The organism is Pseudomonas karstica (assembly GCF_009707515.1).
GTDB classification, from domain to species: Bacteria; Pseudomonadota; Gammaproteobacteria; order Pseudomonadales; family Pseudomonadaceae; genus Aquipseudomonas; species Aquipseudomonas karstica.
Window position 1 is genome coordinate 32,025 of record NZ_WLYI01000033.1, and the last position, 16,156, is coordinate 48,180.

At 59.6% G+C, this 16,156-nt stretch carries 12 protein-coding genes; 7 read left to right on the forward strand and 5 right to left on the reverse strand.

Going from position 1 to position 16,156, the window contains the following annotated elements; all coding sequences use genetic code 11:
- Positions 1-57: 57 nt before the first annotated feature.
- From GIR22_RS21305 to GIR22_RS21320, 4 genes are all read left to right on the forward strand, one after another.
- On the forward strand, positions 58-294 hold the full coding sequence (locus GIR22_RS21305; RefSeq protein ID WP_154745246.1) for a DUF1653 domain-containing protein: 237 nt from the start codon (positions 58-60) through the stop codon (positions 292-294).
- A gap of 114 nt (positions 295-408) precedes the next feature.
- Complete coding sequence (gene topA / locus GIR22_RS21310; protein WP_154745247.1) at positions 409-3,030, forward strand: type I DNA topoisomerase; 2,622 nt, start codon at positions 409-411, stop codon at positions 3,028-3,030.
- Positions 3,031-3,156: 126 nt separating this feature from the next.
- Positions 3,157-3,675: a DUF6586 family protein gene (locus GIR22_RS21315; protein ID WP_154745248.1), complete on the forward strand. Its 519-nt coding sequence runs from the start codon at positions 3,157-3,159 to the stop codon at positions 3,673-3,675.
- A 134-nt stretch (positions 3,676-3,809) separates the two neighbouring features.
- Positions 3,810-4,043: a hypothetical protein gene (locus GIR22_RS21320; protein WP_154745249.1), complete on the forward strand. Its 234-nt coding sequence runs from the start codon at positions 3,810-3,812 to the stop codon at positions 4,041-4,043.
- A 161-nt stretch (positions 4,044-4,204) separates the two neighbouring features.
- Here the strand turns inward: GIR22_RS21320 and sulA are convergent, their stop codons facing one another.
- Together sulA and lexA are read right to left on the reverse strand one after the other, a co-directional pair.
- Entirely contained in the window at positions 4,205-4,681 is a 477-nt protein-coding gene (gene sulA, locus GIR22_RS21325; protein WP_154745250.1) for an SOS-induced cell division inhibitor SulA, read from the reverse strand.
- Positions 4,682-4,691: 10 nt separating this feature from the next.
- On the reverse strand, positions 4,692-5,300 hold the full coding sequence (lexA, locus tag GIR22_RS21330; protein ID WP_003172575.1) for a transcriptional repressor LexA: 609 nt from the start codon (positions 5,298-5,300) through the stop codon (positions 4,692-4,694).
- Between the two features lie 262 nt (positions 5,301-5,562).
- On the opposite strand from lexA, the gene GIR22_RS21335 reads away from it, so the two are divergent.
- Both GIR22_RS21335 and nagZ read left to right on the forward strand, forming a co-directional pair.
- On the forward strand, positions 5,563-6,270 hold the full coding sequence (locus GIR22_RS21335) for a TetR/AcrR family transcriptional regulator (protein ID WP_154745251.1): 708 nt from the start codon (positions 5,563-5,565) through the stop codon (positions 6,268-6,270).
- 168 nt (positions 6,271-6,438) lie between these two features.
- Positions 6,439-7,449, forward strand: a complete 1,011-nt coding sequence (gene nagZ, locus GIR22_RS21340; RefSeq protein ID WP_154745252.1) for a beta-N-acetylhexosaminidase — start codon at positions 6,439-6,441, stop codon at positions 7,447-7,449.
- 29 nt (positions 7,450-7,478) lie between these two features.
- Here nagZ and GIR22_RS21345 read toward each other — a convergent pair whose 3' ends face one another.
- The 3 genes from GIR22_RS21345 to mfd are packed head-to-tail and all read right to left on the reverse strand — an operon-like array spanning position 7,479 to position 14,211.
- Positions 7,479-10,172: a DEAD/DEAH box helicase gene (locus tag GIR22_RS21345; RefSeq protein ID WP_154745253.1), complete on the reverse strand. Its 2,694-nt coding sequence runs from the start codon at positions 10,170-10,172 to the stop codon at positions 7,479-7,481.
- Between the two features lie 9 nt (positions 10,173-10,181).
- Positions 10,182-10,751, reverse strand: coding sequence for a CsiV family protein (locus GIR22_RS21350; RefSeq protein WP_154745254.1), 570 nt, complete (start codon positions 10,749-10,751; stop codon positions 10,182-10,184).
- A gap of 10 nt (positions 10,752-10,761) precedes the next feature.
- A complete protein-coding gene (gene mfd, locus GIR22_RS21355) occupies positions 10,762-14,211 on the reverse strand; it encodes a transcription-repair coupling factor (RefSeq protein WP_178122394.1) in 3,450 nt (1,149 codons plus the stop codon).
- 340 nt (positions 14,212-14,551) lie between these two features.
- Here mfd and GIR22_RS21360 point away from each other — a divergent pair, with 340 nt between their 5' ends.
- Entirely contained in the window at positions 14,552-16,015 is a 1,464-nt protein-coding gene (locus GIR22_RS21360; RefSeq protein ID WP_154745255.1) for a glyceraldehyde-3-phosphate dehydrogenase, read from the forward strand.
- Positions 16,016-16,156 lie beyond the last annotated feature (141 nt).

Here is a 16,156-nt window from a genome sequence, read left to right on the forward strand (position 1 = left end):
TGTTTTTTGGAATTTTTTTATATTTTTTTTTAACAAAATTTGTAAGAGGGTTGGAGCATGAAAGTCGAACCAGGGCTCTACCAGCATTATAAAGGTCCGCAGTACCGCGTTTTTAATGTGGCGCGGCATTCCGAGACTGAAGAGCAAGTGGTGTTTTACCAAGCACTGTATGGCGATTACGGCTTTTGGGTGCGTCCCTTGAGCATGTTCCTGGAGAGCGTCGAAGTTGACGGTGAACAGGTCCCGCGCTTTGCTTTGATCCAGGTCGAACCCAGCCTTTTTTCAGCGCGATAAAGGTAGGTTGCGCAGAATGCTGCGCTTGACCTCACCTTGTTGCCACTATATATAGCGTTGCCGCGTCAGGCGCCAACTGCCTTTCACTTCTCGAATTCAGGAATTTTCCGATCCATGGGCAAATCGCTGGTCATTGTGGAATCCCCGGCTAAGGCCAAGACCATCAACAAGTACTTGGGTAACGAGTACGTGGTGAAGTCGAGTATCGGCCATATCCGAGACCTGCCCACCAGCGGTTCGGCTAGCGCCAGCAAGGAGCCTGCCGCCAAGCGCGGCAAGGCGGCTGCGGGCGAAGGTCCGGTGCTCACGCCTAAAGAGAAAGCGCGCAAGCAGTTGGTCTCGCGCATGGGTGTCGATCCCGATCATGGCTGGAAAGCCAAGTACGAGATCCTCCCGGGCAAGGAAAAGGTCATCGAAGAGCTGCGCCGGCTTGCCAAAGATGCTGACACCATCTATCTCGCAACCGACTTGGATCGCGAGGGGGAAGCCATTGCCTGGCACCTGCGCGAAGCCATCGGCGGTGACGACAGCCGCTACAAGCGCGTGGTGTTCAACGAAATCACCAAGAAGGCGATTCAGGAAGCATTCTCCAAGCCGGGCGAGTTGGACATCGACCGCGTCAACGCTCAACAGGCCCGGCGCTTCCTCGATCGCGTCGTGGGCTACATGGTTTCTCCGCTGCTGTGGGCGAAGATCGCTCGTGGGCTGTCCGCTGGCCGTGTGCAATCGGTTGCCGTGAAGTTGGTGGTGGAGCGTGAGCGCGAGATCCGCGCGTTCAACCCCGAAGAGTACTGGGAAGTCCACGCCGACCTCGGCACAGCCAAGGGCGCAACCGTGCGCTTTGACGTGGCCCGCGAGAAAGGCGAGGCCTTCAAGCCGCTCAACGAAGCCCAGGCCATGGCTGCGCTGGAGAAGCTCAAGTCTTCCAGCTACAGCATCGTCAAGCGTGAAGACAAGCCCACCAGCAGCAAGCCGTCGGCACCGTTCATCACCTCTACCCTGCAACAGGCCGCGAGTAACCGCCTGGGCTTCGGGGTGAAGAAGACCATGATGATGGCCCAGCGTCTGTATGAGGCGGGTTACATCACGTATATGCGTACTGACTCCACCAACCTGTCGGTGGACGCGGTCGAGATGGCGCGTACTTATATTGAGGGCGAGTTCGGCAAGAAGTACCTGCCAGAAAAGCCGAATGTCTATAGCAGCAAGGAAGGCGCACAGGAGGCTCACGAAGCGATTCGTCCTTCTGATGCCAATACCGACCCAAGCAAGCTCAGTGGCATGGAGCGCGACGCTGAGCGCCTTTACGAGCTGATCTGGCGCCAATTCCTCGCCTGCCAGATGCTGCCGGCGCAATACCTGTCCACCACTGTCAGTGTGGGTGCCGGGGACTTCGAGTTGCGCGCCAAGGGCCGTATCCTCAAGTTCGACGGCTACACTCGCGTCATGCCACAAATCGCCAAGCCGGGCGATGACGATGTATTGCCGGACATGGCACAGGGCGATTCACTGAAGCTGATCAAGCTGGACCCGTCCCAGCACTTCACCAAGCCGCCGGCCCGTTATTCGGAAGCCAGCCTGGTCAAGGAGATGGAGAAACGTGGTATCGGCCGGCCTTCGACCTATGCGGCTATCATCTCCACCATTCAGGACCGTGGTTATGTTGCCCTGCATAACCGTCGTTTCTACTCGGAAAAAATGGGCGATATCGTCACCGAGCGTCTGTCGGAGAGTTTCTCCAACCTGATGGACTACGGCTTCACCGCTGGTATGGAGGAGCACCTCGATGACGTGGCCCAGGGTGAACGCGACTGGAAAAACGTGCTCGACGAGTTTTATGGCGACTTCAAGAAGAAACTCGAAGTAGCTGAAAGCCCTGAAAGCGGCATGCGCGCCAACCAGCCGGTAATGACGGATATTGCGTGCCTTACCTGTGGACGGCCGATGCAGATCCGTACCGCGTCCACCGGCGTGTTCCTCGGCTGCTCGGGCTACAGCCTGCCGCCGAAAGAGCGCTGCAAGGCCACGGTCAACCTGGTGCCTGGTGATGAGATCGCGGCCGATGACGAGGGTGAATCCGAGTCTCTGGTGCTGCGTGGCAAGCATCGCTGCCCGATCTGCAGCACGGCGATGGACGCCTACCTGCTGGACGAGAAGCACAAGCTGCACATTTGCGGTAACAACCCGGATTGCTCGGGCTACGAGATCGAAGAAGGCACCTACCGTATCAAAGGCTATGAAGGTCCGAGCCTGGAATGCGACAAGTGCGGCAGCGAGATGCAGCTCAAGACCGGCCGGTTCGGCAAGTTCTTCGGGTGCACCAACGCCACCTGCAAGAACACCCGCAAATTGCTGAAAAGTGGTGACGCGGCGCCGCCGAAGATGGACCCGGTGAAGATGCCTGAGCTCAAGTGCGAGAAGGTCAACGACACCTACATCCTGCGTGACGGCGCTTCGGGCCTGTTCCTGGCCGCCAGCCAGTTCCCGAAAAACCGTGAGACCCGTGCACCATTGGTGATCGAGATCGTGCCCCACAAAGAGGAGATCGATCCGAAGTACCACTTCCTCTGCGAAGCACCGAAGAAGGATCCGGACGGCCGCCCAGCGGTGATCCGCTACAGCCGCAAGACCAAGGAGCAGTATGTGCAGACCGAGGTCGAGGGCAAGCCTACCGGTTGGAAGGCGTTCTACGACGGTGGCAAGTGGAAGGTCGAGGACAAGCGCCAGGGCGCTTGATCCCGTTACCCGTTTGACCCAAAGGCCGCCTTCACAGGCGGCCTTTGTTTTGGGCTTGCAGTGGACTTATGTGATCCGTGACACTGTTCCTAGCATCACGCCTATGTCGTTGTGGAGACTGCCGTCATGGCCAACGAACTCTATACCCGTACCAATCAGAAAATTTATTTCGCGGGTTTGTCCCTGGAAGCCCTCGGCCGCGCCGAGGAAGGGAAGGAGATGAACGCGATCGCGCTGGTGCAGGCTGGGCGTGAGTCGGCGCTGTTCCACCTCTATGGCGCCTTACTGGGTTTGTGTCATGAAATCGCCGGGTTTTATCGATTGCCTCAAGCCGGTGCGCCTCGAGTGGAAATGCTCCTCACCCGTGAAGTGCTGGAATCCACAGCCATTCCGCAATTAGCTGAGTTGGTGGAAATGGCTCAGAGCCCGGGCAGTTGGTTGGCGCGTTTGTTGGTGGCCCACTCGGAGATGTTCCAGCCACCACGGATGCCCCATAAACCCAAGGGCGACGTGACCCAGCCGCTGATCGTGGCAGTGGGCCTGGAAGAGGGGCCGGAGCCGCTGGGCCGCAAAGAGTTGGAGAGCTGGCGCCAGGAGCTGAAGAAGTTGGCGATTCGGTTCCGGGATGGGCTGAACGAGTGCTGAGCCGCGTGCGTTCGATAGACCAATGATCATCCAGCGCAAACGCTGACGCTTGATGCGGTAAGGCTGCTCGCCACAACAAGCCTGCTCGCCACAAGACTGATATAATCCTGGCCTTTCGTGGAGAACAGACTTTTATGCCAACGTCCTTTCTGGAAATTGTTGAATTGCCCGACGGCCGAATTGAGCTGCGCCGGGCCGAGGACGAGGGTTCTCTAGTGATTTTGGACTTTTCCGAGGACGCCAAGGCGTTCCTGCAAGGTCAGCACGTGGAAGTGGCCAAGGCCATGTTGAGCGTCGGTGTACAGATGGCGGGGCGCCTCGCTGAAGGCGAATCGGAGAAAGACGACGGCCCACGGATTCTTCATTAAGTCCGTTTGTCGGTTTTTTGCAAATTTAAATTTATAGACCGTCTTCTCAATTCTAGAGAAGCTTCGCGCCCGTGCAGGCCCCGACACAAAGCCGGTGAGCTGCAATCGGACGATGTTTTGTTGCGTCCAGGTAACGCTTTGTTCAGCGTTGCCCCCAGAATTTACCCCAAACGAATGTTCAGGCTTTGTGCGCCGCCAGCCCGTGCCGCGCTGATCAGTTGCTGCCTGGCCGTTGTGCTCAGAGGGTCCAGCCAACTGACCACCGTATGGCTGCGGCCCAGGCGCAAGGCTTCGCAGGTCAGTTGTTGAGCACTTTGAAAACCGCGAGGTTGCAGCAACAAGATACGCTCGCGATTAAGGCCCGCATCCCGCAACCAGGTCTGGGTCAGGTGGGCGGGTGGGGCGATCAATGTCAGCCAGCGTGCGTCCTGCTCCTCGCTCAGCTCGCGAAGAATCGGCGCCAGCAGGTTCAGGCAGCTTCCGGCAGTACCGCGCAACGACAGTTCGCTGAACGCTTCAGGTTCAACGCTCCAGGGCGCCTCCACCGTTTCCTCGAGGATTGGCGCCAGGGGCTGCGCCATCATGAAGGCTTCAAACAGAGGTAGCTGTGTGTGTTGGGGGGTATGGGGAAACTGCATGATGCCTCCGTTAGCGGCGAATAACGCCGACGCTCAAGCCTTCAATCACCAGGTCCTGATCTTTCAGGTTGACTTCAATGGGTGCGAACTCCGGGTTTTCGGCCAGGAGCCAGACCTTGCTGCCTTCGCGCTTGAAACGCTTGACCGTCACTTCATCGCCGATACGGGCAACGACGATCTGGCCATTACGGGCTTCTCGAGTGGTATGGACGGCCAGCAGGTCACCGTCGAAGATGCCGACATCCTTCATGCTCATGCCATGTACCCGTAACAGGTAGTCGGCACGAGGGTGGAAGAACGTCGGGTTGATGTTGCAGGACTCCTCGACGTGCTGCTGTGCCAGGATCGGCGCGCCGGCAGCGACACGGCCAATGATCGGTAGTGTCGATTCGTCGGCCTTGGCCTCGAAACCGGGGATGCGGATGCCTCGTGAAGCGCCTGGGGTCATCTCGATTGCGCCTTTGCGGGCGAGGGCCTTCAGGTGTTCTTCGGCAGCATTGGGTGACTTGAACCCCAGTTCCAGCGCAATTTCCGCCCGGGTCGGCGGGTAGCCGTTGTCATCGAGGCAGCGCTTGATAAAGGCCAGAATTTCAGCTTGGCGTGGCGTCAGTTTTAGCATGTTGATCGCTCTGTCTTTTTATACAGTGACTGGGATTATATACAGTGGACTGCGCTTGGCAATCACCGTTTTTGCATGCTCCGCTGGACGGTCATCGATCAAGCATCCGACGAGCTCGAGATAGCGCTGCCTACAGACGCTGGTAGATGTGATTAAATAGCGCTGAAATTAATGACTGCCCAGCCGGAAACGGACTCGCAGGCTTGACAAGACACAAGGTGAAACGTATGTTTCAAACAAGTGTTTGTCAGGCGGAGTAGCCATGGCCCAGTCGGAAACCGTTGAACGCATTCTCGATGCTGCGGAGCAATTGTTCGCGGAAAAAGGATTTGCTGAAACTTCATTGCGGCTGATCACCAGCAAGGCCGGGGTCAACCTGGCGGCAGTGAACTACCATTTCGGTTCGAAAAAAGCCCTGATCCAGGCGGTGTTCTCGCGCTTCCTGGGGCCGTTCTGCATCAGCCTCGATCGTGAACTGGAGCGTCGCCAGGCCAGGCCAGAGAACAAGCCCAGCCTGGAAGACTTGCTGGAAATGCTGGTCGAACAAGCCTTGGTCGTCCAGCCGCGCAGTGGCAACGACCTGTCGATTTTCATGCGTCTTCTGGGGCTCGCGTTCAGCCAGAGCCAGGGCCATTTGCGCCGCTACCTGGAAGACATGTACGGCAAGGTGTTCCGCCGGTACATGCTGCTGGTCAATGAAGCTGCGCCGCGTATCCCGCCCATCGAATTGTTTTGGCGTGTGCACTTCATGCTCGGCGCCGCGGCATTCAGCATGTCCGGGATCAAGGCCTTGCGGGCGATTGCCGAGACCGATTTTGGCGTCAATACCTCCATTGAGCAGGTGATGCGCCTGATGGTGCCGTTCCTGGCTGCCGGCATGCGTGCCGAGACGGGCGTTACCGATCAGGCCATGGCCGCTGCGCAGTTGCGCCCACGTAGCAAGTCCGTGCCGGCTGCTGCCAAGGTTTAACCGCTTGCGGGTGGGCGCGACCGCCGGCATCCGCTAAGCTAGCCGCCCATGCCGATTTCAGATGTTTATCCACACCCCTTTGCGCTTGCTGAGCGTCCATTGCCAGGTTTGATCCTGGCGGTGCGACCTCGTGAGTGTTTCGGGTTGCGCGCTATTTAAGGAAGGTTTATGACTGCGGCCCTGCAAGGCTCTTTGATGGTGGACGTCGCCGGTACTTGGCTGACAGCTGAAGATCGTCACTTGTTGCGTCAGCCCGAAGTGGGTGGCCTGATTGTTTTTGCACGCAACATCGAGCATCCGCGACAGGTGCGTGAGTTGAGCGCGGCCATTCGTGCCGTGCGCCCGGACCTGCTGCTGGCAGTTGACCAAGAGGGCGGTCGTGTCCAACGCTTGCGCCAGGGGTTTGTACGCCTGCCGGCGATGCGCGCCTTGGCGGATAATCCCAATGCCGAATACCTGTCTGAGCAGTGCGGTTGGATCATGGCCACCGAAGTCCTGGCAGTTGGCCTGGACCTGAGTTTTGCCCCTGTACTGGACCTGGATTACCAGCGCAGTGCAGTGGTGGGCAGCCGTTCCTTTGAAGGTGACCCCGAGCGCGCCGCCTTGCTGGCCGGTGCTTTTATCCGTGGTATGAACCGTGCCGGCATGGCGGCCACCGGCAAGCACTTCCCGGGCCATGGCTGGGCCGAGGCGGACTCCCATGTCGCGATTCCCAATGATGAGCGCAGCTTGGAACAGATTCGCGCCAATGACCTGGTTCCGTTCGCTCGCTTGAGTAAACAACTGGCAGCCGTAATGCCGGCCCACGTCATTTATCCGCAGGTTGATTCGCAGCCCGCCGGTTTTTCCCGCCGCTGGTTGCAGGACATCCTGCGGGGTGAGTTGCAGTTCGACGGGGTGATTTTCAGTGATGACCTGTCCATGGCCGGTGCTCACGTAGTGGGCGATGCCGCCAGTCGTATCGAAGCGGCCCTGACGGCCGGTTGCGACATGGGCCTGGTGTGTAACGACCGCGCTGGCGCCGAGTTGGCCCTGAGCGCTGCCCAGCGCATGAAAGTCACGCCGTCGGCACGTATTGCGCGGATGCGCGGGCAAGTGATTGTTTCTACCGAATACAAACAGGATCCGCGTTGGCTGATGGCCCTGGGTGCGCTGCGAGAGGCTCAGTTGATCGACTGAGTACAGTGGTGGCGGCCTGACGAGGGCCGCTAGCGTTTTTCCTGCTTATTGGGCAGCGGCGCAAACAGTGCCTCGATATCATCGTTGCCCAGTTGCCAATCCCCTGTGGTCCGTCCATCCAGCACACCCGCCGCCAGATCGGATTTCTCCTTCTGCAAGTGCTGGATTTTCTCTTCCACCGTGCCCCGGGCGATCATCTTGTAGACGAACACCGGCTTCTCTTGACCAATCCTGTAGGCACGATCGGTGGCCTGGTTTTCCGTGGCCGGGTTCCACCACGGATCGTAATGGATCACCGTGTCGGCTTCCGTCAGGTTAAGCCCGACGCCACCCGCCTTGAGGCTGATCAGGAAGATCTGCAGTGTGCCGCTCTGGAAGTCTTTCACCGGCGTGCGCCGGTCCCGAGTCTGGCCAGTCAGTAGTGCGTAGGCGACGCCGCGCTGCTTCAGCTCAGCCTCGATCAGGCTCAGCATCGAGGTGAACTGGGAAAACAGCAGGATCCGCCGCCCTTCGGCAAACAGTTCCTCGAGCATTTCCATCAGGCTGTCGAGTTTGCCAGAACTGCTACCCCGTGTGGGTAAGGTTGCATCATTGACCAGGCGCAAGTCACAGCACACCTGGCGCAACTTGAGCAGCGCTTCCAGAATAATGATCTGGCTGCGGGCCACGCCCTTGCGAGTGATCTCGTCGCGGACTTTCTTGTCCATGGCCAGGCGCATGGTTTCATATACATCACGCTGGGCTTCGTTGAGGTCGACCCAGTGGATGATCTCGGTCTTGGGTGGCAATTCAGTCGCCACCTGTTCCTTGGTGCGACGTAGCAGAAAGGGTTTTATCCGACCATTGAGGTGCTGCAATCGTACATCACTGGCGCGCTTTTCGATGGGTACGCGGTAATCACGGTTAAAGCTTTTCACGTCACCCAGCCAACCCGGCAACAGGAAGTGGAACAGCGACCACAACTCGCCCAAATGGTTTTCCAGTGGTGTACCTGAAAGGCACAGGCGCTGGCGGGCATTCAGCTCGCGGGCGGCCTGGGCGGCCTTGCTGGTAGGGTTCTTGATGTACTGGGCTTCGTCGAGGATCAGCACATGCAAGGGTAGGGCAGCCAGTGCCTCGATGTCCTTGGGGAGCAAGGCGTAAGTGGTGAGCAACAGGTCGTAATCCTGCAGGTGCTCGAAATGCTTCTTGCGTCCGGCGCCATATAACGCCAGAACCTTGAGCTGCGGCGTGAAGTGGGCGGCCTCGTCGAGCCAGTTGGGGATCAGGCTGGTGGGCATCACCACCATGCAGGGTCGATCCAGGCGCCCGGCGATTTTTTCGCTGAGAACATGCGCCAGGGTTTGCAGGGTTTTCCCCAGGCCCATGTCGTCCGCGAGAATCCCGCCGACTTCCAGTTGCCGCAGGGACTGCATCCAGCTCAAGCCTTCCAACTGATAGGGGCGCAAGGTTGCATTCAGGCCTTCGGGCGCGGTGGCGGTGAAGTTCTTGATGTCCCGCAGGCGTTGGGCGAAGTTGCGGATCTGCTCGCCACCTTCCCATTGCAGTGGCAAGTCTTCCAGCGGATTGAGGCGGATCGCATCGGCCTTGCTCAGGCGCAGCGTAGTGGTGCCGGGGTCTTGCAGGTAGAACTCGCCGAGGGTGGCCAGCACCGGTTTCAGTCGGCCGTAGGGCAGGGCGACTTGCAAGGGGCCGTGGCCGCCGTTGGGCCGTGCCGGGATGTTTACCAGAATCAGTTCGTCATCGCGACGGCGGGCCAGTTTTTCCGGGTTGAGGATTTCGGTGTGGGAGCGCATCAGGTTTAACAGGATCGGTAACAGGCTCAGCCGTTCACCGTTGACGATGATGCCCAATTCCAGGTCAAACCAGTCGCGCTCCGGGACTTCATCGACGGTGGCATACCAGTCGTCCACGGCCGTCAGGTCGAAGCCGAAATCTTCATCGATCTGCAACTCCCAGCCCTGGGCGCATAACCCGGGTGAGGCATTCAGGGTGAAATTCAGCCAGGCGCTGTCATTGACCATCTCAAACAACTCGCCGGCGCTTTCCGGCAGGGCCTTGCTCTGGCGGGTGGCGATCTTGAAGCCCAGCAGGCGCAGTTGTTCGCGAAACTGTTGCTCCACCTCGGGGTGGCGCTTGATCCGCAGGCTCTGGGTTTCCTGGCGCACAATGATGTCGGCGTTCTTCTGGCCGCTGACGTAGTTGCCTTGGTAGTTGAACGATAGGGCAGCCCGATGCTGGATGTAGCGCTGCATCTTGCCGTTGCGCGGTTCAAACGCGCTGAACTCTATACTCGCCAGCCACAAACGGGGTACCGGTTGCACGTCGTCCAGCACCACTTGCGGCAAGATCACGCGATTGTCCAGCACCGCCTGGAGCTTCTCCAGCAGGTCGGAGTCCTTGGCCGCGGCCGGGTAGGCCAGGGTTTCCTGGACCTTGAGCAATACCGCCGCGATGTGTTTGCAGTTCGTGTGTACGGGGCAGGTGCAGCGGCTGTCTACCAGGATCAAGGTGCCCTTGGCTGACTCGCGCAATTCGATGGTCTGACGGTAGACGTTGCTGCCCGAGCCTTCACAACTGGCGATGATCGTACTGTCGCCAGACTCGACGATCCGCACGCGGTTTTCCAGGGCGTAGCGCCGGCCGCGCTCCAGGCTTTGCTCTTTGAAGCGGTTGGCCCAGGAGGGAGCCAGGGGTTTGGTCAGCGACGACGTCAGGGCCATGGCGCAGGATCAGTCCTGAAGGTCGGGCGGTGGCGCACTGGGCGGCTTGGCGGTCAGCGAGGTGATCTTGATCAGCAGGGCGAGATGGCCGCCGTCCAGGTAGTTGAGCTGGTTGTTCTTGGTGCGCACGTCTGTCTGACTCAGGTGTTCGCTGGCGATGACACTGCCGTTGCTATCGAACTGGTTGATCCAGAGTTGCGCATCGATATCGGTAAAGCGCCCCAGTTGCAGGCTCAGGGTGCCCTCGATGGGAAACTGGCCGAACTGCTCCTGGCCGTCGCTGATGGCCAACTTGACCGGTTGCTCGCCGAGGTTCTGCTCCCAGGCCTTGTGCAGCAACACGGTGTAATTATTGTCGGCGCTGAGCTTGTCGACGATGTTATTCAGCCGCGGCGGACTCACTTTGTCATTGTCCAGGCGAGACGCACCGGCGGCCCAGTCTTCCGGGGCCGCTCGGCTGTTGATCAGCGGTTCGGCATTCTGCCGGATCAGGATCATTTCTACCTGATACAGGCTATCGGCAAATGCCGAAGGTGCGATGACCACCAACAACAGGCTCAGAATGCGAAACAGGCGCATGGGGCGTCCTTCAAGCAGATTTTGGAAGGAGGCGTTCAAACAGCGCCTCCAATGTATTAAAGCGTTCTTCGGCCCGTTCCATCGCAACCATGAACTTGAACAGCGTAGCGCCTTCGAACTTGTAGCGGTTGGGTTGGCCTTGAATCAGCTTGATCAGCACCAGCGGGTCCACCGGGGTCTGTGCTTCGAATTCAATACGCCCTCCTTGCGGGCCTGCGTCCACTTTCTTGATCCCCAGTTGCTCGGCCTGCAATTTGAGCAGGGTCAGGCGCACCAGGTTCTTGGTCGGTTCCGGCAACAGGCCAAAGCGGTCGATCATCTCCACTTGCAGGTCCTTCAGGCCCTCTTCGTTGGTCGCCGAGGCAATACGCTTGTACAGAATCAGTCGCGCATGGACATCCGGCAGGTAGTCTTCAGGAATCAATGCCGGCAAGCGCAGGTTGATTTCCGGGCCACCGCCCAGGGGTTGGTCGAGGTTGGGCTGCTCGCCTTTGCGGATGGCTTTCACCGCCCGTTCGAGCATTTCCATGTAAAGGGTGAAGCCCACGGCCTGGATCTGCCCGCTCTGACCGTCGCCCAGTAGCTCGCCGGCACCACGGATTTCCAGGTCGTTGGTGGCGAGCACGAAACCGGCGCCCAGGTCCTGGGTGTTGGCGATGGCTTCCAGGCGCTTTTCAGCGTCAGAAGTAATCTGTTGGCGCGGCGGTGTCAGCAGGTAGGCGTAGGCCTGGTGGTGACTGCGCCCGACCCGGCCGCGCAATTGGTGCAGTTGCGCCAGGCCGAACTTGTCGGCCCGCTCGATGATGATGGTGTTGGCGCTCGGCACGTCGATGCCGGTCTCGATGATGGTCGAGGCGATCAGTACGTTGAAGCGTTTGTGATAGAAATCACTCATGACCTGTTCGAGTTCGCGCTCGCGCATTTGCCCGTGGCCGATGCCAATTCGTGCTTCTGGCACCAGTTCGGCCAATTCGGCGGCGCACTTCTCGATGCTCTTCACGTCGTTGTGCAGGTAGTAGACCTGGCCGCCGCGCAGCAACTCCCGCAGCAACGCTTCTTTGATCGTGCTCTTGTTCTGCTCCATGACGAAGGTGCGTACCGACAAACGCCGCGCCGGCGGGGTGGCGATGATCGACAGGTCGCGCATGCCCGACACCGCCATGTTCAAGGTGCGCGGAATCGGCGTGGCGGTGAGGGTGAGGATGTCGACTTCACTGCGCAGCGCCTTGAGTTGTTCCTTCTGGCGGACCCCGAAGCGATGTTCTTCGTCGATGATCACCAGGCCCAGGTTCTTGATCTTCACATCATCCGACAGCAGCTTGTGGGTGCCGATGACGATGTCGATCTTGCCTTCTGCCAGGTCGGCGACGGCCGCATTTACTTCCTTGGTCGACTTGAAGCGGCTCATCACTTCCACGGTCACCGGCCAGTCGGCAAAGCGGTCGCGAAAGCTGTTGTAGTGCTGCTGGGCGAGCAGGGTGGTGGGTACGAGGATCGCCACCTGCCGGCCACCGTGCACGGCAATAAAGGCGGCGCGCATGGCCACTTCGGTCTTGCCGAAACCGACGTCGCCGCAGACCAGGCGGTCCATTGGCTTGGGCGCCAGCATATCGGCGCGCACGGCGTCGATGGTGGTTTGCTGGTCTGGGGTTTCCTCAAAAGCGAAGCCGGCGCTGAAGGTCGCGTAATCGGCTTTCGGGTCGGCGAAGGCATAACCTTCCCGGGCCGCGCGGCGGGCGTAGATATCCAGCAGTTCGGCGGCGACGTCGCGCACCTGTTCGGCGGCCTTGCGCTTGGCCTTCTGCCAGGTCTCGGAGCCCAGCCGGTGCAATGGCGCCAGGGCGTCGTCGCTGCCAGTGTAGCGGGCGATCAGGTGCAGGTTGGCGACCGGCACGTAGAGCTTGGCGCCCTCGGCGTATTCCATGGTGAGGAATTCGGCGACCTGGTTGTCGATTTCCAGGGTGGCGAGGCCCAGGTAGCGGCCCACGCCATGGTCGATATGCACCACCGGCGCGCCTTCGCGCAACTCGGTGAGGTTCTTGATCACGGCATCATTGTTGGCGTCGGCGCGTTTTTCGCGGCGGCGACGCTGCATGACGCGCTGACCGAACAACGGGCTTTCGGCAATCAGCGCCAGGGCCGGGTCATCCAGCAGCAGGCCTTCGTCCAGTGGCGCGATGGTGATCGCCAGGCGATCCTTGCTGGCGACGAAGTCCGGCCAACTGTCGACGGTTTTCGGTCGCAGTTTCAGGCGTTCGAGCAGTTCCAGCAGCACTTCGCGGCGGCCGGCGGATTCGGCGGTGAACAGCACGCGACCCGGGAAGTCGCCGAGGAAGTTCGACAGCGCTTGCAGCGGCTGGTTGGCCTTAGCTTCGATGGCGAGATTGGGCAACGCTTGCGCCGCAAAACGCTTGCGACCGGCGCTGGTCTCCATATCCTGCTGGCTGGCAACCACGCGCGGCCAGTTTTTCAGGCGGGCGAAGCAGTCTTCCACCGGCAGGAACAGTTCGGCGGGCGGCAATAAAGGCCGGGCTGGGTCGACGCGGCGTTCTTCATAACGGTTGCGCACGTCATTCCAGAAGTTTTCCGCCGCCTGTTCGATGCCGGGCAGGGAGAACACCTGGGTGTCCTGGGGCAAGTAATCGAACAGGGTAGAGGTTTCGTCGAAGAACAGCGGCAGGTAGTACTCGATACCGGCGGGGGTGATCCCGCTGCTCAAGTCCTGGAAGATCGGGCAGCGACGGAAGTCCACATCAAAGCGCTCGCGAAAACGCGCCTTGAAGCGGGTGACCGCATCTTTTTGTAGTGGGAATTCCCGGGCTGGCAACAGCTTGACCGACTCGACCTTGTCGATGGAGCGCTGGTTTTCCGGGTCGAAGGTGCGCAGGGTTTCGATTTCGTCGTCGAACAGATCGATCCGGTACGGCAGTTTGCTGCCCATCGGGAACAGGTCGATCAAGGCCCCGCGCACGGCGAACTCACCGTGCTCGTACACGGTGTCGACACAGCGGTAGCCACTGGCCTCAAGCCGGGTGCGCATCTGTTCCACGTCGAGCTTCTGGCCGATATCCAGCACCAGGCTGCTGCCCAGCAGGAATTTGGTCGGTGCCAGGCGGTGCAGGGCGGTGGTGATCGGTACCACCAGCACGCCGTGGGCCAGTTCCGGTAGGCGGTACAGGCTGGCGATGCGCTGGGAGATGATGTCCTGGTGCGGCGAAAACAGATCGTAGGGCAGGGTTTCCCAATCCGGGAAATGCAGCACCGGCAAATCGGGGGCGAAGAAGCTCAGCTCCTGTTCCAGCCGCTCGGCACTTTGGCTGTCGGCGGTTAATAGCAGGGTAAAGCGCTTGGCTGCGCTGGCAGCCTCGGCAATGGCCAGGCTCAGGGCGGCACCGGGCAAATTGTCCCAGTGCTGTTTACCTGCCTCGGCAGGGAGTTGCGGTAGACGCAGAACGGGCACGGAAGGTTGAGCTCCAAGCGTTGCGACAAAGTCGGTAATTGTAACGGTCCAAGGTGCCGCCTGTCAGTTGCTGACTGTGCCTATTACGGTTTGCAGGAAATGTAGTGGCTAAGACAAACAAAGGCGCCTTTTGACTCAATATGTAGTGTGGTTTTGCGCGGATATTTCGGAGGGTTACGGACAAGTCGGTCTGTGCGTTCCACTAGTGGCCTTCTGGAACCCGCGTATTTACTGGGCTGCGGCGGGGCGGTATTTTTTGCCAAGGGCTTTTTGTTGCGGGGCGCGCATTGCTCCGAGGGCGGTCGGGCGGCATAATGTAGCCCCTTTTTTCAGCCCCTACATGTGGAAGGTTCCCGTGACTCAGAAGCCCGACCAGTGTCTTGGTGAATGGATCGACCGTGAAGCACTCGCGGAAGCGATGATTCCGCTTATCGGCCAGCTATACCGCAATAACAATGTGGTGAGCTCGATCTATGGCCGCAGCCTGATCAACCAGTCAGTCATCGCGATTCTCAAGGCTCATCGCTTTGCTCGCCATCGTCAGTCCGACGATGTCGAACTCTCCGTCCACGAAACATTCCCCCTGCTCAAGGCCATGAGCGAGCTCAAGCTCGGCGCGGCCTCGGTGGACCTGGGCAAGTTGGCCGTTAAATTCAAGGCCCAGGGCAATGGCCGCACTGCCGAGCAGTTCGTCCGTGAAGAAATGGCCGAAGTCGTTGGCCAGCAAAACGCTTCCGCGCGCAAAGGCACCGACGTTGTGCTGTACGGCTTTGGTCGTATCGGCCGTCTGTTGGCGCGCATCCTGATCGAAAAAACCGGTGGTGGCGACGGCTTGCGCCTGCGTGCCATCGTTGTGCGCAAAGGCGCCGAGAATGACCTGACCAAGCGCGCCAGCCTGCTGCGTCGCGACTCGGTACATGGTTCGTTCAATGGCACCATCACCATCGACGAAGAAAACAGCACCATTACCGCCAACGGTAACCTGATCCAGGTGATCTACGCGAAGAACCCGACCGAGGTGGACTACACCCAGTACGGCATCAAGGACGCCCTGCTGGTGGACAATACCGGTGTATGGCGTGATGCCGACGGCCTGGGCCAGCACTTGGCCTGCCCGGGTATCGACCGTGTTGTCCTGACTGCGCCTGGCAAAGGCAAGTTGAAGAACATCGTTCACGGTATCAACCACGCTGAAATCACTGCTGACGACAAGATCGTGTCCGCCGCTTCCTGCACCACCAACGCCATTGTGCCGGTGCTCAAGGCGGTGAACGACAAGTTCGGCATCATCAACGGCCACGTCGAAACCGTTCACTCGTACACCAACGACCAGAACCTGATCGACAACTTCCACAAGGGCGATCGCCGTGGCCGTAGCGCCGCGCTGAATATGGTGATCACCGAGACCGGTGCTGCCACCGCTGCTGCCAAGGCCCTGCCTGAGCTGGCCGGCAAGCTGACCGGCAACGCGATCCGTGTACCGACGCCAAACGTGTCGATGGCCATTCTCAACCTGAACCTTGAGAAGCCAGCCACCCGTGAAGAGATGAACGAGTACCTGCGCTACATGGCGCTGCACTCCGATCTGCATAAGCAAATCGACTTCGTCAACTCGCAGGAAGTGGTTTCCACCGACTTCGTGGGTTCACGCCACGCCGGTGTGGTCGATGCCGAAGCCACCATCTGCAACGATAACCGTGTTGTCCTGTACGTCTGGTACGACAACGAATTCGGTTACAGCTGCCAGGTGGTTCGCGTGATGGAAGACATGGCCGGGGTCAACCCGCCAGCGTTTCCGCGCTAAGCGTCAGTTGTAAAGAAAGCGCCCCGAGATGTCGGGGCGTTTTTGTGTGTGGGGTCTATCAGGGGCTGCCTCTGCAGAAGTTGCTGCTGTGGAAAAGACCAGCAGTGAATGATGGATGAAGGGATCCCGCATAATGGCCGT